Raw genomic sequence first — 19,125 nt, forward strand, 5'->3', positions numbered from 1 at the left:
CGTTGAAACCCATGCGCCTCACTCTCACACGGGGTAAGGAATGCGCTCCAATGGGGCTGCATGACGGGCGCCGGTACCCGCACGGGGGTTGATGTCCACAGCCGCTCGGCCGAGATGAGGCGGCTATGGCCGAAACAGCCATTCCATCGCGGCAAGGCTCTTGTCGACGTACTTGCCTTGTTCCGTCTCGATGCCGTGTGCGAGGTCCTCGAAGACACTGCACCTGGCGTAGAACACGGCGCGCTCGCTGAGAGCGGCGAGGTCGTCGGCGTCGGTTCGATAGCTGCGGATGGCGGCGCGGGTGGCGGCAGGGCCGAGATCGCGGTAGAGCAGCCCGAAGTCGTAGGCCGGGTCGACGACGGCTGCATCGCTCCAGTCGATGATGCCGGTCACCGTCCATGTGACCGGGTCGATGAGAACGTGTTCGATCCCCAGATCGTTGTGGGAGAACGTCGGGGTGCATCCATCGTGCGGTGGTGCGGCATCCAAGAACGCCTCGACCGCCCGGCGGCACTCCGCCGGTACCTGCCCGGCTACCGTCGCATAGTTCGCCGCGGTCTGATGTCGCCACTCGGCCAGCGGCTCGTGGTCCGCGTCCACCAGATCGGCCACCCGATCGATCGGAACAGCATGCAGCGCAGTGAGCAGCTCGCCGAGCGTGGCGGCGATCGACGTGCCGTGGGCCGATCGCTGATGCCGCGGCATATCCAACAGTGGCGCGCCGGGTAGCTTGTGGTAGGCCAGACATCCCTGCTCCGCGGCCGTGAACGTCGGTTCCGGGACGGGCAGCGGCGAGATGTCGGCGACGGCGGCGAGCACGCGGGCCTCCTGGACCACCAGGGCGGTCCGCCGCGCCAGGTCGGGCTCCTTGCTGAAGCGCACGATCAGCTCACCGTTGACCTCGTACGCCAGGTTGTCCAGGCCCTCGCCAAGCGGCACAACGGACACGATCCGATAGTCGGGCATGTGCGTAACCACGACGCTGCGGACGTCTGCGACGCGGTCGCGGCTGCGACGGGTCATGTGTCGACCTTATCAATCGATCCCATGAGGCCGGCGGTGTTCATCGGGTGGTGGCCGCGCCGTCGCCTGCCAGACCCACAAAGGCGCGGTCGCCTCCCTTCAGGGACGGAGAAGGGGCTGTGAACACGGCTTGATGGCCCACCTCAAGCCGTGTTCACAGACCGTGTTCACAGACCTTTCCCGCGAGGTGGCGGAACCTGTGCACAGGGCTTCGTGGTGTCTGTCCCATTCCGGCGGGCACACCGCGTCGGGGTACGTGCGGTGTGCGGCCACGTCAGTACCAGCGGACTTGGCCGGCTGCCCCATGGCCCGTACGGGCGGTGTGGCGGATCATGTCTCAGCCGTCGGCGTGGCGGTCGTCCGTACTGCGGGTCCACAGGGAGAGGTCGCTGCTGGTCGCTACGGCGATCGTTCGGCCGGAGGGGGAGAAGCCGGCTGCGCGGAATGTGGAGTAGTTCGAGTGGAAGATGTGCCACCACTCCTCTCCGTGCGGGCCGGAATGCGGGAGCCCGCCGTCGCTGGACAGCAGGACCCGATCGTTCGGCCAGGCCGGGGGGACGACGTCCAGGGTCCAGCCGTCTTCGGTGGTGGTGTGCAGCCCGCCGCCGAAGAGCCCGGCGATGCGTACGCGGCTTCCGGTGATCGGCCCCAGCCCGGGGCAGGACAGGTCGGCGACTGCGTCGGGGGTGCTGTCCTCGGGAGCGGGGTCGCGGTCCCTGACGATCTTCTCGCCGGTGAGGGCGTCGAAGAGACCGTGCCCGTCGTGCGAGACGACCATCACCAGATCGTGGTCGGTATCGGGGTCCGTCGCGAAGCCGATGCCGAGCAGTCCGCCGACAGGGACGCCGTAGTCGTACTCGAAGACGGGCCGCCAGGGTTCGGACGCGGGCACCACAGGGGCCGCGAGAAGCCGGTTGCGCATCGCCCGCTGGTGGGCCGAGAGTTCCGGCTCATGCTCGGGCCGGCCGGCCGGGGGCGTCTCCTTCGTCCACTTCATCACGAGACCATGATCCTCGCCTCGACCAGCCGCCCCGAAGAAGACCTCGGTCCACCGCGCAGGCACAGGTGAATGCGGTCTGTGAACGCTGCTTGACGATCCACGTCATCCGTCCCCGTCCCACGAACCGGCGCCCAGCCGCGTCTACATCCTGCCGGCTCCGGCCAGGGCCCTCTCCGCCTGCTCGGCCAGGGCGGCGACGAGATCGGCGGCTGAGGGCAGGTCGTCGATGAGGTCGACGGCCTCGCCGGCCCACACCGGCAGCGGAGGGACGTCGCCGCGGGCCACGGCATCGCGATAGTCCCGCTGAGCCTGGGGGTCGGCGGCGAGTTCGGCCTCTCGGCCCCGCCACTGGTCGAGGAAGGGGTGGCCGAGGGTGCGCGCGGTCCAGCGCGACGGCCATCGGGAGCTTCGGGCGATGTCCAGCACCCGGCTGCGTTCGGTGTCCTGCGCACGTCCCGTCAGGATCGCCTTGGTGACCGAGGGATCGACGAGTGCCTCGGTCGTGGCCTGGAAGCGAGTGCCGAGGAGCGCCCCGGCGGCCCCCAGGGCCAGGACCGCGGCCACACCGCGCCCGTCGGCGATCCCGCCGGCCGCCAGCACGGGTACCCCGGCAGCCAGGTCGACTACGACCGGTACGAACGGCAAGGTGGACCGCCCGCTGCGGGCACCGTGCCCTCCGCTCTCCGTGCCCTGCGCCACGATGACATCGGCGCCCAGGTCCACCGCCTGCCGGGCCTCCTCCAGGTCGGTGACCTGAATGATCAGTGCCGCGCCCGCTGCGCGGATGCGCTCGGCGAACGGGCTCGGATCACCGAAGGACAGCATCACCGCCCGGGGCTCGTGCTCCAGCACACGGTCGACGGTGTTCGTATCGATCGCCCAGGTCAGGAAGCCGACACCCCACGGCTTGCCTGCACTCCGCGCGCTCTCCGCGAGAAGCGGCAGTTCTCGGGCCAGCCACTCCGGGTCGCCGCCGCCCGCGCCCAGCATCCCCAGCCCGCCGCCGCGCGAGACAGCCGCGGCCAGCGCACCGCCGGCCGAACCGCCCATGGGCGCCAGCGCAATCGGATACCGCACCCCGAACAACCTGGTGAACGACGTTGCCCATGCCATGGTGGACATCATCTCTCCCCCGCGCGCCGAAGGAACGGGAGCGTACAAGGCAATCGGTCCCCCACCAGTCCAGCCGTCCAGCCGTCCACCCGTCCACCCGTCCACCCGTCCACCCGTCCACCCGTCCACCCGTCCACCCGTCCACCCGTCCACCCGTCCACTAGAGTCGGCGAGACCTTCTAGCGCAGTCGCGTCGTCGCAACGTGGACCTTGACGGCGCATGGAACTTGCCCGTCCGGGGTCTCTCAGATCGATGGGAATCGTCTCCCAGTCCACCGCCTCGAAGCCTGCCGGGACCAGGATCTCGTCGAGTCCGTCACGGCTGCGGGTCCGTCGGTCCCCCAGCGACGGAATGCGATGCGAGGCGGGCAACTCCTCGATCGTGGAGCGCAACAGCCCGATGAAGCGGTCGTATGCCTCGCCACCCTTGGCCCCGCCGCCCAGCACGCACGCTCCCGTCGCTTCGCGCCAGGAACTCCAGCAGCAGGCCGTCGCCGCAACCGAGGTCCAGCACACGGCTGCTTCCTGCCACCCGGTCGCACAGGATCTCGTAACTGGACCGGCCGTCCGGAGCCCGGCCGGCACCGAACGCCTGCGCGGTCACCGCCGGATGCTCAGCGTGGAAGGCGTGCAGGAATGCCTCCTGCGATGCGGTGGTCGTCATCCGCCGAACCTACGGCGAGCGCCCTCCGCCCGTCCTGCCCCGCCGGTGAACGGGCCGACGCCCCAGCGGTCAGGGTCTATCGGTCGGCCGTCTTCGAGCGGGGTCTCGGCTCCGTGCTCTTCTGGTCGGGTACCCGGGTGCCGTTTCCGGGGCGACGCACGTCGGACCAGTCGAGGCGGAGGATGGCCAGGTCGTCCGTGTGCCGGTCGGCGTTGAGTGAGCGCGCCTCGGCGATGAGGTGGTCGAGTTGTTCGCCGGTGTCGTGGGAGTGCGTATCGCTGAGGATGGCGAGCACTCCTTCGACGCCGAGGCGTGAGTCGTCGCCGCCCGCGTAACCCTCGATCAGGCCGTCCGTGTACACGATCAGACTGCCGCTCGGCGGCAGCGGGACGGTGGTGGCGGGCCAGTTGCCCAGGCCGGGGATGATGCCGAGCGCGATGCCGTGGGCGGACTCCAGGACCCGTGGGCCGCCGGAGGTCACGATCAGCGGCTCGTGATGGCCGACGAGGTGGAGTGTGAGCACACCGCGGGCCGGCTCCAGGGTGATGAGCGTGCACGTGGTGAAGAGGTCACTGCCGGTTCGCTCGGCGGTGTGCATCCGCTCCAGCAGGTCAAGGAGTTGGGCGCCGCGGTGACCGCCGAGCGTCAGCGCGCGCCACGCGATGCGCAGGCAGACACCGAGCGCGGCGGCGTCCGGGCCGTGTCCGCTGACGTCTCCGACGATCGCGTGCACCTGACCGTCCTCGGTCTGTACGACATCGAGGAAGTCACCGCCCAGCAGCGCCTGCTCCCGACCGGGAAAGTAGCGACTGGTGACCGTCACCGACGGCGAGGCGAGTATCGGCTCGGGCAGCAGGCCCCGCTCCAGACGGGCGTTCTCCTCCGCCCGCACGCGCCCGACCTGGAGGGCGGCGCTGGCCCGTTCGGACTGCTTGCGCTGCACCGCGTACCGCACGGCACGCTGGAGCAGTTCATGGTCGACCTTGCCCTTGACGAGGTAGTCCTGCGCGCCCGCGGCGAGCGCGTCGACGCCGGCGCGGGACTCCGCCATACCCGTCAGCACGATCACCGCGGCGTGCGGATCCACCTGTCGAATGGCCTCGACGCTTCCCATACCGGACATGTCGGGCAGGTGCAGATCGAGCAGGACGCAGTCGAAACTCCGCTCGCCCAGCTCCCGGCGCGCCTCGGCCATCGTCCTGCTGCGCAGGAGGGAGTGCGGCAGACCGGTGTCGTAGAGCAGTTCCTCGACGAGCAGCGCGTCCCCTTCGTCGTCCTCGACCAGAAGGATGCCGTAACTCATCTCGTCACGCGGGGCCGGTTGCGTCATGACTGCGACTCTCTCGCGGGAGACTCGTCGGGGATGTCCGCAACGGGAAGGGTGAACACGACCCGGGTGCCCGGGGTGTGGTCGAGGTCGATCCGGATCGTACCGTCGTGGAACTCCACGACCTTCTTGCACATGGCCAGGCCGATGCCGGTACCCGGATAGGACTCGCGGGTGTGCAGCCGCTGGAAGATGACGAAGACCTTGTCCGCGAACTCGGCGCCGATGCCTATGCCGTTGTCGCTGACGGCGAACTCCCAGCCGTCGGCCTCGCGCGTCACGCCGATGTGGATCACCGGCCGCCGGTCGGGGTCGCGGAACTTCAGGGAGTTCGACAACAGGTTCTGCCACAGCATGCCGAGTTGGGTCGCGTCGCCGACCACCTCGGGCAGGGGGTCGTGGGTGATCTCGGCGCCGGTCTCCTCGATCGGCACGCTGAGCGTCTCCAGCGTACGGTTCAGGATCTCCTCCAGGTCCACCCGGGCGTGGTCGTTGTGCACACGACCCACGCGGGAGAAGGCGAGGAGGTCGTTGATGAGGATCTGCATGCGGTTGGCGCCGTCGACGGCGAAGCCGATGTACTGGTCGGCCCGTTCGTCCAGCCGGCCGCCGTACCGTCGTTGCAGCAGCTGGGTGAAACTGGACACCTTCCGCAACGGTTCCTGGAGATCGTGCGAGGCGACGTAGGCGAACTGTTCGAGTTCGGCGTTGGAACGCTTCAGTTCGGCCGTCTGCTCGTCGAGCAGACGGCGGGATTCCTCGCTGAAGGCGAGTTCCTCGACCAGGCGGGTGCGCATCCCGTCGACGTCGACGGCGAGTTGCCTGATGTCCGAGGGGCCGGTGGCCGGGATGCGCTGGTCGAACCTGCCGCGTGCCACCTCGCGCGCTCCGGCACTCACCTGTTCCAGCGGACCGGTGACGCCCCGGCGCAGTCCCTCGAAGACGAAGGCCGCAACCACCACGATGACGAGGGCGTCCACGGCGAGGGTCCAGTTGCGCAGGGTCGTGGCGCGGCCCAGCGCGGCGGCGGCGGCGGCGCGCTCGTCCTGAAGCCGCGCCTGCTGGCTGTGCAGCGCTTTGCGCACGGCGTCGAACTCGGTCTTGCCCTCTTCAGCGCGCTCCGTCGAGAGCGCCAGGGCCTCCTGCGCGGACGCGCCGGAGACGGGGCGGGCGATCCTGTCCTGCCAGGTGTCCGCGGCCTTCAGTACGGCTGTGAGGTCGGCCCAGTCCTCGTCGTCGCCGCGCAGCAGGAGCTCCAGCCGCTCCTGGGCGGCCTTCTCCGCCGCCACGCCGTCGGTGTACGGCGTGAGGAACTCCGTGCGTCCGGTCAGTCCGTACCCCCGGATACCGGTCTCCTGGTTGACGAGCGCCGCTTCCAGGCGCACCGCGTTCACCAGTGCCGGGCTGCGAGTTTCGACCAGTTCGTCGGAAATGCGGGTGGATCGGAGCATTGCCCACACCCCCACCGATCCGAGCACGGCCAGGACCGCCAGGGTCACGGCCACCCCCGTGCGCAGCCAACGCCGGGTGGTCCAGCCGGCCATCGGGCCGGCCCCGTCGGCGGACGCGGCGTTCTGCACGAGGTAGCACTCCTTCTCGATCCGAACACTCAGCCGAACCGGGTGCGCGGCAGGCACACTTTAGCCTGGCCGGACAACCGCTGTTGTCGACTCCTCCGACCGACATCTAGGCTGAGGACATGCCTGGCCCCGTCTTCGCCCCGCACGCCCGGACCGCGCCGCGTTCGAGATGCGACTGAACCGCCAGGGAGCTCGATGGCGATGGCCCGGAGCGGCCACCGCCCCGGCCTCAGATTCTTCCGCCTCTCACCAGCCGACCAGGAGCTCTTAACATGGCAGCCGCCGCCCTCGCCCGTCCCTATGACGTCCTGCTGGTCGAAGACGACGTGGCCGACGCGTTGCTGATCCAGGACGCCCTGACCGAACGGGGTGCCCGCAACCTCACCCAGGTCTCCGACGGTGTCCAGGCGCTGGAGTACCTGCGTGATCCGGCCCACACGCGGCCCGACCTCATCGTCCTGGATCTGAACATGCCGCGCATGAACGGCCGCGAGTTCCTCGCGATCGTCAAGGAGGACGAGCAGCTGCGCACCATTCCGGTGGTCGTGCTCACCACCTCGGCGGCGCCCGACGACGTCTCGGGGGCGTACCAGCAGCATGCGAACGCCTACGTGACCAAGCCAGTCAACCTGGACCAGTTCGAGGAAGCCGTACGCAGCATCGACGCCTTCTACCTGGACGTCGCCGTCAAGCCGCGCCCGTGAGCGGGGTCCCGGGGACCTGCCGGTGAGCCGCGACGCGCCGGCGTAGCGGCTCGGGCGCGGGCGGGAGACCCGGCCAAGACCCGGCACGGGGGCACACGGCGGAGGCGGCGGGGACGCACGGCGGAGGCGGCGGGGACGCACGGCGGAGGCCGACGGCGGGAGACCCGGCGAAGGCCGACGGCGCGTCCCCTTACTGCCGCAGGTCGAGGGAGACGTGTGGGGACAGCGCGCGCAGGAAGTCGGCCGCGTCGAACATCTCGCCCGCGGAGGCGACGCCGGTCGTCCTGGTCCGGCCCGTGAGGATGCGGGCGACCGCTTCCACCGCGAGCGGCGCGGTGACGGCGTAGATGTCCCGCCCGCTCGCGACGGCACGCCGTTCGGTGCCGTCGGCACGCACGACGGCGTCGACGAGGAAGGTCTGCGCGGACCTCCCACGGTCGTCGGCCGGGGTCGGCGCCGGGGTGTCCGGGGTCGACACGTCGCCGGCCGCCTCGACGGTCATGTACGTGCACACCTCGGGAACGCGCAGGTGGCTCGGGACGGTGACGGCGTCGGCCATCGTGAACTCGCCGATGACCGCCCGGGTTCCCATCGGTTCGGGAAAGGGCCACTTCAGGGTGGGCGGGGTGTCGTCGCGGTATTCGAGGCGGCCGCCCGTGTAGCGGACGCGTCGCCCGTTGCGCCGCTCCCGGGAGACCTGGCCCGCGGCGCGCGTTCCGGCCGTGGGGTGCCAGCTGTTCAGCCCGTACGCGATATGCGCCTCGTCGGCCGCCGTCCAGTCGCCCATCGCCGCGGTGACCAACAGGTCGCCGAGGCCGCCGTAGAAGGCCATCGCGGGAACGATCACCGACCCCGCGGCGCGGGCGCGGTCCGCGTGGTGCGCGAACGTGTCGAGGACGGCCTCGATCTCGGCCGCCACGTCCACATACGGGATCCCCGCGCGCAGGGCGGCCTCGATCACCGGGTCGGCGGTGGTCGCGAAGGGCCCGGCGCAGTTGATCACGGCCGCCGTACCGGCCAGCGCGCGGTCGAGCGCGTCCGGATCGCCGACCGGTGCCGGGCGGGCCTCCAGCCCGGGACGGGACGCCGCCAGCCCCGCCAGCTTGCCCGCGTCACGGCCGGAGATCACCGGGCGGAACCCGCGCTCCAGCAGGTGTGCCACCACGAACCGCCCGGTGTGTCCGTACGCGCCGTACACCGCCACCGTGTGTGCCGATCCCATGAGTGCTCTCCCCGTGCCTTCGGTTGATCCGTCGAGGACATCCTCGCGAGGGCGGACGCGCCGCCGTGAGTGTCCGGAACGACATGCCACGTACAATTCCGGACGTGAGCACTGTCGCGCTGGCCGTCACCGACGGCATGCTGCACTTCGAACTGTCCGTGGCGTACGAGGTGTTCGGCGCCGCTCCCGACGGCGTGGCCGAACCCTGGTACGACGTCGCGGTCTGCGGGACGGGAGCCGTGCGGGTCGGCCGGTTCCGGCTGGAGCCCGACGACGGGTTCGACCGGCTCCGGCACGCCGACACCGTGATCGTCCCCGCCTGGGCGGACATCGACGAGGAACCGCCCGCCGACCTGGTCGACGCGGTGCGCGCGGCGCACGAGCGGGGCGCGCGGGTGGCGTCCCTGTGCACCGGCGCCTTCGTCCTGGCCGCCGCGGGCCTGCTGGACGGGAAGCGCGCGACCACACACTGGGCGCACACCGACGTCCTGGCCGCCCGCTACCCCCGGGTGGAGGTCGACCAGGACGTCCTCTACGTGGACAACGGCAGCGTGCTCACTTCCGCCGGCAAGGCCGCGGCGCTGGACCTGTGCCTGCACCTGGTACGCCTCGACCACGGCTCGACGACCGCCAATGCCGTCGCGCGCCGTCTGGTCGTGCCTCCGCACCGGGCCGGCGGCCAGTCCCAGTTCGTCGCCTCTCCGGTCCCCGCCCAGGACGACCATCCCCTCACCGCGCTGTTCCCCTGGGTGGTCGAGCGGCTCGACCAGGTACTGACCGTGGAGGACATGGCACGCCAGGCGCGGATGAGCTCGCGGCATCTGAGCCGGCACTTCCGGGCCGCGACGGGCACCACGCCGCTGAAGTGGCTGCTGACTCAGCGGATCCGCCGGGCACAGGAGTTGCTGGAGAACACGGACGCCGGTGTCGAGGCCATCGCGGCGGCAACAGGGATGGGCACCGCCACGACGCTGCGCCGGCACTTCAACCGGACGGTGGGGGTGCCCCCGGACACCTACCGCCGTACCTTTCGCACGCATCCCCTGCACGATCCCGCCGCGGCCGTGGCAGCAGTCGGCGACAGCGGTCCCGCTGTGCGGTTGACCACTGGATGACCAAAAGGTGAACTAAAAGTGAAACCATGGGTACTCCAAGGAGTACGCGTGGTGTCTCCACCGGGCCGACCGTCGGCCCGTGTCACGAGCGCCGCTATCGTCACTGTACGGAACACAGCAGCTCAGACAGGAAAGGCGGGTGCGATGCGGCAGGCGGGGGTGCTGGATGTCGGCTGCCACAGTGCGTTGCTGACCGTGGCACGGGGGCGGACGGGGGCACAACTGGACCCCGTGTTCTCCCGCAAAGTGCGGTTGAGCCTGCACAAGTGTCTCGAACCGGACGGTCGGCTGACCGAGCTCGGTATGCGCAGCGTGCAGCGGGCGGTGGCCGAGACACTCGCCGAGGACCTGAGCCTGCCCCGGTCGGAGGTCTTCGCTTTCGCCACCTCCGTCATCCGGGACGCCCCCAACCGTGACGAGGTGGTCGCACGGGTGGCACGGGCCACCGGCGTCCGGTTGCAGATGCTGTCCGGCGAGGAGGAGGCCAGGCTGGCCTACGTCGCCGCGCGAAAGTGGTCCGGCCCCACGGTGCGCCCGCTGCTGGTCCTGGACATCGGCGGCGGCACCGTGGAGATCGCCCACGGCAGCGGCCACGAACCGCACACCGTGCTCTCCCTGCCCCTCGGCGCCCGCACCGTCACCCGCTCCTGGCTCCCGGGCGGCGTCGTCACCTCCAAACGGCACCTCGCCAAGGTCCGGCACCGCCTGCGCGAATCGCTGAGCACGGTCCCCGACCTGCCGCGGGCCGATCCGGGCGAACGCGTGCTGGCCTCGTCCAGGACCTTCGCCCAGCTCGCCCGGCTCGCCACCGACCCCGGCGCGCCGCGGCACGCGCCGCGCTCGCTGACCCTGCCCGAACTGCAGGCCGCGATCCGTCTGCTGGCCGCCACGAGTCCGGCCCGTCGCGGCGACCTTCCGGGCATCTCCCGGCACCGCGCCGAACAGTCCCTCGCCGGCGCGCTGGTGGCCGAAGCCCTCCTGGAGACCTGCGAAGCCGACAGCGTGGTGACCTGTCCCTGGTCCACCCGCGAGGGGCTGCTCCTGGAACGTCTCGCCACGGCGAGCCGACGGCCGGACGGCACGACGCGGCAGGGCGCGGCGCTGGCCGGCTGAGCACGGTCCGGACGGAGCGGGGCCTTCCACCGCTGAGCGCGGGGCCCTGCCAGGGCACCGCTGAGCGCGGGGCCCTGCCAGGGCTGAAGAACAGGGCCTTGCCAGGAGGGGTGCGGCTGCTCCATGCTCGGCCGCGTGCGCAACGGGGGACGAAGACGCGCGGCACGCACGGCGAAGCCGCGTCCGCACGATCCGGGCACCGCGTCACCGGCCGCCGGGCCGCCGCTGCCCCGCTCGGTGCGGATCGGGTACGGGCTCGGGTCGCTGGCCACCGGCACCTTCGGCACCGTGCCGGGCCTGATCCTGCTCTACTACCTGACGGACGTGCTCGCGGTCCCGGCAGCGCTCGCCGGGGCTGCCGTCTTCCTGCCCAAGGCCTGGGACGTCCTCATCAACCCGCTGGTCGGCGCCGCGGCCGACCGCAGCCGGGTCCAGGGCGGCTCGCGCCGGCCCTTCCTGCTGGCCGGCGCGCTCACCCTGCCGCCGCTGTTCGCGCTGCTCTTCGCCGCTCCCCCACTGCGCGGCGGCGCGGCCGCCGCTTACGTGGCCGCGCTGTTCCTGCTCGCCGCGACCGCGTACGCGGTGTTCCAGGTGCCGTACGTGACGCTGCCGGCCGAGATGACCGAGGACCCAGCCGAGCGCGGCCGGGTGCTGGCCTGGCGGGTGGGCTTCCTGGGCGTGGCCATCCTGCTCTCCGGGGCGCTGGCCCCGGCCATAGCCCACGCGGACGGCGACACCCCGGCGAGTTACCGGACCATGGGCGTGGTCGTCGCGGCTCTGCCGGCCGTCGGCATGCTGGGCGCCTGGCGCGCGGTCCGGCACGCTCCGACGGTGGCGCGCAGCGCGGCGGAGCCGTCCCTGCGGGCCCAGTTGGCGGTCGCCCGGGACAACCCCGCCTTCACCGCGCTGGCCGGTATGTGGACGGTGCAGGCGCTGGCGGTGGGCGTGATGCTGGCGGGCGTGCAGTACTTCGCGACGTACGTCGTCGGCTCGCCGGAGGCCGTCACCCCGCTGTTCGCCTGCATGATCGGTCCGTTGGTGCTGGTGATGCCGCTGTGGAACCGCCTCGCGCGAGCACGTGGCACGGTCTTCGCGCAGTGGTGCGCCTCGCTGCTGTTCACGGCGGCGGCCGCGCTGGTGTTCCTGACCCGCTACACCTCTCCCGTCGTGGGGTACGCGGCCGTGGCGCTGGTCGGAGTGGCGTACGCGGGACTCCAGTTGCTGCCGCTGACGATGCTCGCGGACACCCTGGCGGCGGACACGGCACGGACCGGGCGGCGTCGGGCCGCCACCTTCACGGGAGTGTGGACGGCGGCGGAGACGCTCGCTCTGGCTCTGGGCAGCGGCGTGTTCGCGGTGGTGCTGGCGCTGACCGGCTTCCGCTCCTCGGACGCGTCCGAGGAGGTGGCCCAGCCCGCCGCGGCACTCAGCGGCATCAACGCGGGGATGAGCCTGCTGCCCGCGCTGCTCGCGCTCGCCTCCTGCCTACTGCTGAACGCCTATGGACGCCGATCCACCGCGGCTGCCCTCGCCCCGGACGCCGCGGACGCTCGGGAGACCCCGGACGCCCCGCGAGCCGGCACCACCGCACCCGCACCCGCACCCGCCCCGCGCACCGGGCCCACCGAACCACAACCGTTCCCACCACCCGCACCGCCCGCCACCCCGTAGAAAGGGAACCTCCGTGTCCGCTGAACCCGCCTCCTCCTCCGCCGCGTTGTCGGCCGGCCGGTCGGCCGAGGCGTTGCTGGCCGAGCTACGGGAGCTGCGCGCCGGGGACGCGCCGACCCGGGGTGGCCGCACGTTCGCCTACGTCTACGACTCGGGGCTCGCCGGGCTCGACGAACTGGCCGGCGCCGCGTACACCGCGTTCGCCACCGTCAACGGCCTCGACCCGACCGTCTTCCCGAGTGTGGCCCGGCTGGAGAACGACGTCGTGGGGGCGGTGTGCGCGGTCCTCGGTGTACCTGGTGCGCAGGGCACCTTCACCAGTGGCGGCACCGAGTCGATCCTGCTGGCCGTGAAGACCGCGCGGGACCATGCCCGTGCGCAACGCGGCGTGACAGCACCCCAGTTGGTGCTGCCGTCCACCGCGCACGCGGCGTTCCACAAGGCTGCCCACTACCTCGGGGTGGAGAGCGTGGTGGTGCCGGTCTCGCCGGCGGGCTTCCGGGCCGACGCGCGGGCGGTCGCGGCGGCGATGACCGACCGCACCGTCCTGGTGGTGGCGTCGGCGCCGTCCTACGCGCACGGGGTGCTGGATCCGGTGGCGGAGATCGCGGCGGCCGCCGCCGCGCGCGGCGTGCTGTGCCATGTCGACGCCTGCATCGGCGGGTGGTTCCTGCCCTTCCTGCGCCGGACGGGCCGCGCCGTACCGCCGTTCGACCTCTCGGTGCCGGGAGTGACCTCGCTCTCGGTCGACCTGCACAAGTACGGGTACGCCGACAAGGGCGCCTCGGTGATCCTGTACCGGGACGCCGAGTTGCGCCGTCACCAGTACTTCGCGCACGCCGCCTGGCCCGGCTACCCGGTGGTCAACCCGACGGCGCAGGGAACCAAGTCCGCGGGACTGCTCGCCCAGGCCTGGGCGGTGCTGCGGCACATCGGCGACGACGGGTACACCGTGCTGGCGCGCCGGGTGGCCGACGCGGTCGACCGGCTGCTGCCGGGGCTGCGCGCGGTACGGGGCGTGCGGGTGCTGGGCGAACCGGCGGGCAGCCTGGTCGCGTTCACCGTCACGGACGCGGACGGCGTGCCGGACCTGTCGCTCGTCCTGCACGTGGCGGACGAGATGCGCGAGCGCGGCTGGTACCTCCAGCCGCAGCTCTCGTACGACGGTCTGCCGCCGAACCTGCATCTGACGCTGACGCCGGCGACCGGCGACCGGGTGGACGCGCTGCTGGCCGACCTGGGGCAGGCGCTGAGGACCGCGCGCGAGGCCGGACCTCTGACCGTCGATCCGGACCTGGTCCGGCTCGCGGCCGAACTGGACCCCGACACGCTGACGCCCGAGGAGGTGAGTGGGGTCCTCGCCTTCGCCGGGCTGAACGACGGCGGCGGGCTTCCGACGAGGATGGCGCCGGTCCTGGCGTTGCTGGACGCGCTGCCGGGACCGCTCAAGGAGCGGTTGCTGACCGAGTTCGTGGGTTCGCTCTTCCACATCTGAGGCGCCTGCGCTCTCCGCCACCACCGCCGGCCGCGTACGAATGCGCCGTGTCGTGGCGGCAGTCGGGCCGTCGTGACGGTCGGGCCGTACGGCGGTGGGGCGGGTCAGACGCGTTGGGCGCGATGGGCGAGGGTGCGCACGGCGCGGGAGCGCAGTGCGGCTCGGGCCGCGTTGGCCCCGGGCGCGCCGTGGACTCCACCGCCAGGGTGGGCGGCCGCGGAGGCGAGGTAGAGGCCGTCGACAGGCGTCTCGGGCCGGCCGGTGCCGGGGGTGGGACGGAAGACCGCCTGCTGGTGGAGCGCGGTGGTGCCGTTGTTGATGGCGCCGTTGTGGAGGTTCTCGTCCATGGCCTGGAGGGTGGTGGGGGCCAGGATCCGGCGGGCGCCGATCAGCGCGCGGAAACCGGGCGCGAAGCGCTCCACCTGTGCCTCGACTCGGTCGGCCATGGCTTCCTGTTCGCGGACGCGCCAGCGGCCGGTGATGCCGTCGGGCCCCGCGTCGGACGTGATGTGCTGCGGAAGGTGGGTGTAGGCCCACGCGGACTCCGTACCGGCGGGTGAGCGGCTGGGATCCGCCGTGGTCATCTGGCCGAACAGCACGAACGGCTCGTCGGGGACCTGCCCCATGGCGATCTGCGCGGCGAAGCGCGTCAGGCCGTCGACGCCGTCAGCCACGTGGACCGTGCCGGCACCGGCCGCCTGCGGCGCCGTCCACGGCACGGGTCCCGTCAGCGCCCAGTCGACCTTGAAGGTCGAGAAGTCCCACTGGAAGCGTTCGAGGTCCCGCAGCAGCCGGGACGGAAGGTGCTCCTCGCCCACGAGTTCCCGGTACAGGACCGGCGCCGACGTGTCGGCCAGTACGGCCCGCCGCGCGCCGACGGCATCGCCGCCCGCGGTCCTGACACCCACGGCCCTGCCGCCCCGTACGACGACGGACGTGACCCGCTCGCCGCAGCGCAGGACACCGCCCCGGCTCCGCAGGCGGTTCACCAGCGCCGTGGTCAGGGCACCGGAGCCGCCGACCGGGACGGGGAAGCCGTGGCTCTGCCCGAGCATCGACATCAGCCAGCCGAAGCCTCCGCTGCCGGAGGCCTCCGGCGCCAGGTCCGCGTGCAGGGCGTTACCGGCCAGCAGGAGCCGGCCGCCTTCCCCGGCGAACTCCTCCTCGCCCAGGCGGCGCACCGGCAGGGCCAGGTTGCGGGCCAGCCGCAGTCCGCCCGCGGCCCGGAGCTTCGCCGCCAGGCGCAGCCCGGCACGGACCGGGGGGAAGGGCGTGAACAGGGACCGCAACAGGTCCGGTCCGACCTGACGCCACACCTTGTAGAGGTCCTGCCACGCCTGCCCGTCGGCCGCCGCGAACCCGGCCAGCCCGGCCGCGGTCTCCTCCACACGGCGCTCCAGCACCGCGCACCGGCCGTCCAGCAGTGGATGGGCCACCACGACCGGGGCGTGGCTCCACCGCAGTCCCTCGGCGGCGAGGTCGAGGCGGGCGAGGACCGGTGAGGCGGCGGCCAGCGGGTAGAAGGCGCTGAAGAGGTCAGATACGTAGTCGGGGTGCACTCCCCTGTCGCTGCGGACGGCGCCCCCGGGTTCCCCTTGCGCCTCCAGCACCTCCACGGACCAGCCGGCGTCCACCAGCAGGTTCGCGGCCACCAATCCGTTGGGGCCGGCCCCTATCACCACCGCGTCAGGCATGGCGGGCCCCACTGCTGCGCTGTTCCACGGCCTTGGCCAGTCGGGCCAGCATGCCCCGGTGGCGAAGCTGGAGGAACGTCTCACTGACGGGGTTGTGGAGGGTTCCGCCCAGGCCGCGCAGCGGGTGCTCGTCACAGATGACCAGGGTTTCCTCACCCCACGGTCTGAGCTCGAGGAAGATCCTCGCGGTGCCCAGCGCCTTGAACGACGCCTCCAGCTCCAGCTCCCTGCCGGGCTCGCTGTGACGGACGGTCGTCACGCCCTCTGCCGACCAGGGGCCCAGTCGTAGGGTGTAGCGCAGCCGCGCTCCGGTGCCGGGCCAGCCTTCGTCGAGGGGCACGGACTCCGTGGGGCCCACGACCCACTCGCCGTACTGGGTCGGATCGGCGAGGACGGCCCACACCTCTGGCGGAGGGCGCCGGATCAGCTGATGACGGACGGCCATGGAAGAAGTCCTTCCGAGTTGCCTGTGACTCCGCCCGCTCAAGGCACCCACGGCTGTGCGGCCGACTCGGGGCCCACGGACGGGATCGGAAATCCTTTGTCGACGGGCGAAGGAATACCGGCAGCTGCCTCACGACATGCTGCGGGTACCCGAATAACCTCGCGTCTCACCCGTCAGGGGCGTGCCCCTCTCGCAGACAGCTCACCTCGAGCGGGGCCACGCACCTCAAGGACCACTCACCTCAAGGACCCCGCACCTCAAGGACCACTCGCCTCAAGAATCACTCGCCTCAAGGCATTCGCCTCACGGTGGAGTCCCTGTCCGGGAAGTCCTACCGTGGGTACAGCAGCAGCTGGAGCGGCCATGCCCGTCATTCCGTGTTACCCGCGAACCCCGCGAACCCCGCGAACCCCTCCTGGTGTCCGCCGACGAGGATCCTGCCGGCCACGCGCCGACGGAATCCGTGAGCGGGGGCGTCCGGGTGCCCCCATCCGAGATGGCCAGTTCTGAGGGGCCCGGGCGGCTGTCGCCCGTCGGGCGGATGCGCAGCGCGATTCGCCGTGCGCGAGCCGGACACCACTGGGTACGCGTGCAGAAGCTGGGGCTGTGGCAACGCTCGCTGGGGTTCGCGGCGCTCGGGTTCCTGACGCTGTCACCGCTGCTGATCGTCGTCTCCGCGGCCGACGCGGCCAAAGGGCAGGGCTTCGCGCAGTGGCTCGGGGACTGGCTCGGCGTGTCGGCGCCCGCCCGGCGGGACATCGAACACCTCTTCGCGCTGCCCGGCGAGGCCTGGCGGACCACGACGGCGCTCGGCCTCGCCCTGCTCACCGTGTTCGGCCTGTCCTTCGGAACCATGCTCCAGAACGGCTACGAAAGCATCTGGGACCTGCCACCCACCCGCTGGTGGGCCCAGTGGCGGCACGTCCTGTGGCTCGGCGCGCTCATCGGAGTGCTGTACCTGTCGGCGATCTCCCCGCCGTGGCGCGACTCCCCGGCCCGCGGCTTCGTCGCGGTCATCATCGGCACCCTGTTCTTCTGGTGGTCGCAGCGGCTGCTTCTCGCCGGCCGCATCTCCTGGGCCGCCCTGTTCCCGGGCGCGGTGGCCACCGTGGTGGGACTCCTGGGGCTCCGGGTCTTCTCCCGGTTCGTCTTCTCCCCGCTGATCGCGTCCAGTGCCGTCACCTACGGCCCTTTCGGAACCGTCCTCGTCATCCAGTCCTGGCTCGTCGGCTTCGGTGTCGTCGTCTACGGCGGCGCGCTCCTGGGCCGCCTCCTCCACGACGAGGTGCTGCGCCGCACGAACCCGGCGGACGAGAGCCTCTGAGGGCCCCGGCAGTCGCCACATCCGGTGAGCCGAGCCGTCCCGCAACATTCTCCCGCTGTCCGCACGCCCATGGCGTCACTCGATCGCTACGGTGGCGAGTGCAACCTGATCCTGTTTCGCTGGGAGAACCCCCACTCCCCCGACCGGAGGACGGAACATGAGCGTGGAGAACCAGCCGAGCGAGCGGGCCCGGCAGATACGTGAGAAGGCCCAAGAGCTGGAACAGGCCGCACAGCGCGCGACGGACCCCGCCGAGCGTCAGCGGCTGACCAACAAGGCCACGCACATCCGTGAGAAGAGCGAGCAGACCAACAGCGCGGGCGACGGAACCGTGGAGCCCCTGGAGCCCCTGTAGACACGCGGGACGGTGACGGGCCCCGTCGGACCCTGTGGAGCGGTTCCTCCGACGGGGCGCGGGCCGGTCCGATCCCGCCGGGATGGCCTGCCGCCGAAAGGCGAGGTGCCAGGTTCCGCCTCGCTCGCGCCGTACGCCTGCCCCGTCGCGTCGGCCCGCCGAGGTGGTCGCTCACGCCTGGTGTGCGGGGTCCTTCAGCCCGGGCAGGATCCGGGTCCGGTAGAAGTCGAAGAACCCCTGCTGATCGGGGCCGATCTGGTTGACGTAGACCTCGTCGAAACCGGCGCCGCCGAACTCCCGCACCGCACGCAGGTGAGCGTCCTCGTCGTCGCCGCAGACGACGGCGTCGGCCACCATGTCCTCGGTGACGAGACCGGCGGCCTGTTCGAAGTGCGCGGGCGTCGGCAGAACCTGCGCGAGCTCACCGGGCAGCTGCTCGTTGGCCCACAGCCGGTGCGCCGTCTTCAGGGCCTGCGCCCGGTCGGTGCCCCAGCAGACCTTCAGTCCGCCGACCACGGGCTTCTGCCCGCCGCCCGCACGGCGGAACTGCTCCACCAGGTCCGCGTCCGGGCTCATCGTGACGAAGCCGTCCCCGATCCGGCCGGCCAGGGTGGCGGCCTGCGGGCCGAACCCGGACACGTAGAGCGGGGGCGGCTCGTCGGGCACGGTGTACAACCGGGCGTTCTGCACCGTGTAGTGCGTGCCTCGGTGCGTGGTCTGCTCGCCCGTGAACAGCCGGCGCATCACCTGCACCGCCTCCTCCAGCATCTCCATGCGCCGGGACGCCTCGGGCCAGGCGTCCCCGAGGATGTGCTCGTTGAGCGCCTCGCCGGTGCCGAGACCGAACCGGAAGCGGCCCCCGGTCAACACGGCGGCCGTCGCGGCGGCCTGCGCGTTGACCGCCGGGTGCATGCGCATGAGGGGACAGGTGACCAGGGTCGTGACGGGCAGCGAGGAGACCTGGGACAAGGCCCCGATCATCGACCAGACGAAGGAGCTCTGGCCCTGCTCGTCGTTCCACGGATGGAAGTGGTCGGAGATCGCCAGCGCCTCGAACCCGGCCTGTTCGGCGGCACGGGCCTGGGAAAGCAGCTCGGCCGGAGTGAACTCCTCGCAGGAGAGGAAGTAGCCGTACGTCGTCATGCCTCGCCTTTCCAGGAAGTGGTCGCGCGGCCCGTGGACCCGCCGCGGGCGACGGGTACCCGGCGCAGGCTGAGCCGAACGGGCGGCGCGGCACGGCACGGCACGGCACGGCACGAGGTCGCGTCACGGCCTGGGAC

General features: G+C 71.7%; 17 protein-coding genes. 7 read left to right on the plus strand and 10 right to left on the minus strand.

Translation table 11 applies throughout. From position 1 onward, the window contains the following. Positions 1-123: 123 nt before the first annotated feature. The 6 genes from ACFV0T_RS20395 to ACFV0T_RS20420 form a co-directional block, all read right to left on the minus strand. A complete protein-coding gene (locus ACFV0T_RS20395) occupies positions 124-1,023 on the minus strand; it encodes a phosphotransferase family protein (RefSeq protein ID WP_385780739.1) in 900 nt (299 codons plus the stop codon). A gap of 337 nt (positions 1,024-1,360) precedes the next feature. Beyond that, complete coding sequence (locus ACFV0T_RS20400; protein ID WP_385780742.1) at positions 1,361-2,020, minus strand: hypothetical protein; 660 nt, start codon at positions 2,018-2,020, stop codon at positions 1,361-1,363. Positions 2,021-2,164: 144 nt separating this feature from the next. After that, complete coding sequence (locus ACFV0T_RS20405) at positions 2,165-3,136, minus strand: NAD(P)H-dependent flavin oxidoreductase (protein WP_385780744.1); 972 nt, start codon at positions 3,134-3,136, stop codon at positions 2,165-2,167. Between the two features lie 316 nt (positions 3,137-3,452). Then, positions 3,453-3,800 (minus strand): methionine biosynthesis protein MetW, encoded by a 348-nt coding sequence (locus tag ACFV0T_RS20410; RefSeq protein WP_385780746.1) that lies wholly within the window; start codon positions 3,798-3,800, stop codon positions 3,453-3,455. 76 nt (positions 3,801-3,876) lie between these two features. Next, complete coding sequence (locus tag ACFV0T_RS20415) at positions 3,877-5,130, minus strand: PP2C family protein-serine/threonine phosphatase (RefSeq protein WP_385780749.1); 1,254 nt, start codon at positions 5,128-5,130, stop codon at positions 3,877-3,879. After that, positions 5,127-6,671: an ATP-binding protein gene (locus ACFV0T_RS20420; protein WP_385780819.1), complete on the minus strand. Its 1,545-nt coding sequence runs from the start codon at positions 6,669-6,671 to the stop codon at positions 5,127-5,129. Before ACFV0T_RS20420 ends, ACFV0T_RS20415 begins: the two co-directional genes overlap by 4 nt. Before the next feature lie 308 nt (positions 6,672-6,979). Here ACFV0T_RS20420 and ACFV0T_RS20425 point away from each other — a divergent pair, with 308 nt between their 5' ends. Continuing rightward, positions 6,980-7,411: a response regulator gene (locus ACFV0T_RS20425; protein WP_385780752.1), complete on the plus strand. Its 432-nt coding sequence runs from the start codon at positions 6,980-6,982 to the stop codon at positions 7,409-7,411. A gap of 190 nt (positions 7,412-7,601) precedes the next feature. Here ACFV0T_RS20425 and ACFV0T_RS20430 read toward each other — a convergent pair whose 3' ends face one another. Then, positions 7,602-8,633, minus strand: a complete 1,032-nt coding sequence (locus ACFV0T_RS20430) for a saccharopine dehydrogenase family protein (RefSeq protein WP_385780755.1) — start codon at positions 8,631-8,633, stop codon at positions 7,602-7,604. Between the two features lie 104 nt (positions 8,634-8,737). Here ACFV0T_RS20430 and ACFV0T_RS20435 point away from each other — a divergent pair, with 104 nt between their 5' ends. The 4 genes from ACFV0T_RS20435 (at position 8,738) to ACFV0T_RS20450 (ending at position 14,027) form a co-directional block, all read left to right on the plus strand. Next, positions 8,738-9,748 carry a helix-turn-helix domain-containing protein gene (locus ACFV0T_RS20435; RefSeq protein ID WP_385780758.1) on the plus strand — a complete coding sequence of 337 codons (1,011 nt, stop codon included), beginning with the start codon at positions 8,738-8,740 and terminating at the stop codon, positions 9,746-9,748. A gap of 144 nt (positions 9,749-9,892) precedes the next feature. After that, a complete protein-coding gene (locus tag ACFV0T_RS20440) occupies positions 9,893-10,861 on the plus strand; it encodes a Ppx/GppA phosphatase family protein (protein ID WP_385780761.1) in 969 nt (322 codons plus the stop codon). Between the two features lie 237 nt (positions 10,862-11,098). Beyond that, positions 11,099-12,532, plus strand: a complete 1,434-nt coding sequence (locus ACFV0T_RS20445) for an MFS transporter (RefSeq protein WP_385780822.1) — start codon at positions 11,099-11,101, stop codon at positions 12,530-12,532. Between the two features lie 13 nt (positions 12,533-12,545). Next, the gene (locus tag ACFV0T_RS20450) at positions 12,546-14,027 is read left to right on the plus strand and encodes a pyridoxal phosphate-dependent decarboxylase family protein (RefSeq protein WP_385780764.1); all 1,482 of its coding nucleotides are present in this window, start codon (positions 12,546-12,548) and stop codon (positions 14,025-14,027) included. 104 nt (positions 14,028-14,131) lie between these two features. On the opposite strand, the gene ACFV0T_RS20455 is transcribed toward ACFV0T_RS20450, so the two are convergent. Next, on the minus strand, positions 14,132-15,721 hold the full coding sequence (locus ACFV0T_RS20455) for a phytoene desaturase family protein (protein ID WP_385780767.1): 1,590 nt from the start codon (positions 15,719-15,721) through the stop codon (positions 14,132-14,134). Then, the gene (locus ACFV0T_RS20460; RefSeq protein ID WP_385780769.1) at positions 15,714-16,166 is read right to left on the minus strand and encodes an SRPBCC family protein; all 453 of its coding nucleotides are present in this window, start codon (positions 16,164-16,166) and stop codon (positions 15,714-15,716) included. Before ACFV0T_RS20460 ends, ACFV0T_RS20455 begins: the two co-directional genes overlap by 8 nt. A gap of 541 nt (positions 16,167-16,707) precedes the next feature. On the opposite strand from ACFV0T_RS20460, the gene ACFV0T_RS20465 reads away from it, so the two are divergent. Continuing rightward, a complete protein-coding gene (locus ACFV0T_RS20465) occupies positions 16,708-17,490 on the plus strand; it encodes a ribonuclease BN (RefSeq protein ID WP_385780772.1) in 783 nt (260 codons plus the stop codon). 157 nt (positions 17,491-17,647) lie between these two features. Continuing rightward, positions 17,648-17,845: a DUF6381 family protein gene (locus ACFV0T_RS20470; RefSeq protein ID WP_385780775.1), complete on the plus strand. Its 198-nt coding sequence runs from the start codon at positions 17,648-17,650 to the stop codon at positions 17,843-17,845. A gap of 171 nt (positions 17,846-18,016) precedes the next feature. Here ACFV0T_RS20470 and ACFV0T_RS20475 read toward each other — a convergent pair whose 3' ends face one another. Next, a complete protein-coding gene (locus ACFV0T_RS20475) occupies positions 18,017-18,988 on the minus strand; it encodes a TIGR03557 family F420-dependent LLM class oxidoreductase (RefSeq protein ID WP_385780777.1) in 972 nt (323 codons plus the stop codon). Between the last annotated feature and the right edge of the window lie 137 nt (positions 18,989-19,125).

The organism is Streptomyces sp. NPDC059582 (genome assembly GCF_042735715.1).
Taxonomy (GTDB): domain Bacteria; phylum Actinomycetota; class Actinomycetes; order Streptomycetales; family Streptomycetaceae; genus Streptomyces.

Bases quoted from the DNA above. Each gene is read 5' to 3' on its own strand.
- ACFV0T_RS20395 (WP_385780739.1), bottom strand. From the start codon at position 1,023: ATGACCCGTCGCAGCCGCGACCGCGTCGCAGACGTCCGCAGCGTCGTG.
- ACFV0T_RS20400 (WP_385780742.1), bottom strand. From the start codon at position 2,020: ATGAAGTGGACGAAGGAGACGCCCCCGGCCGGCCGGCCCGAGCATGAG.
- ACFV0T_RS20405 (WP_385780744.1), bottom strand. From the start codon at position 3,136: ATGGCATGGGCAACGTCGTTCACCAGGTTGTTCGGGGTGCGGTATCCG.
- ACFV0T_RS20410 (WP_385780746.1), bottom strand. From the start codon at position 3,800: ATGACGACCACCGCATCGCAGGAGGCATTCCTGCACGCCTTCCACGCT.
- ACFV0T_RS20415 (WP_385780749.1), bottom strand. From the start codon at position 5,130: ATGACGCAACCGGCCCCGCGTGACGAGATGAGTTACGGCATCCTTCTG.
- ACFV0T_RS20420 (WP_385780819.1), bottom strand. From the start codon at position 6,671: ATGGCCGGCTGGACCACCCGGCGTTGGCTGCGCACGGGGGTGGCCGTG.
- ACFV0T_RS20425 (WP_385780752.1), top strand. From the start codon at position 6,980: ATGGCAGCCGCCGCCCTCGCCCGTCCCTATGACGTCCTGCTGGTCGAA.
- ACFV0T_RS20430 (WP_385780755.1), bottom strand. From the start codon at position 8,633: ATGGGATCGGCACACACGGTGGCGGTGTACGGCGCGTACGGACACACC.
- ACFV0T_RS20440 (WP_385780761.1), top strand. From the start codon at position 9,893: ATGCGGCAGGCGGGGGTGCTGGATGTCGGCTGCCACAGTGCGTTGCTG.
- ACFV0T_RS20455 (WP_385780767.1), bottom strand. From the start codon at position 15,721: ATGCCTGACGCGGTGGTGATAGGGGCCGGCCCCAACGGATTGGTGGCC.
- ACFV0T_RS20460 (WP_385780769.1), bottom strand. From the start codon at position 16,166: ATGGCCGTCCGTCATCAGCTGATCCGGCGCCCTCCGCCAGAGGTGTGG.
- ACFV0T_RS20465 (WP_385780772.1), top strand. From the start codon at position 16,708: ATGCGCAGCGCGATTCGCCGTGCGCGAGCCGGACACCACTGGGTACGC.
- ACFV0T_RS20470 (WP_385780775.1), top strand. From the start codon at position 17,648: ATGAGCGTGGAGAACCAGCCGAGCGAGCGGGCCCGGCAGATACGTGAG.
- ACFV0T_RS20475 (WP_385780777.1), bottom strand. From the start codon at position 18,988: ATGACGACGTACGGCTACTTCCTCTCCTGCGAGGAGTTCACTCCGGCC.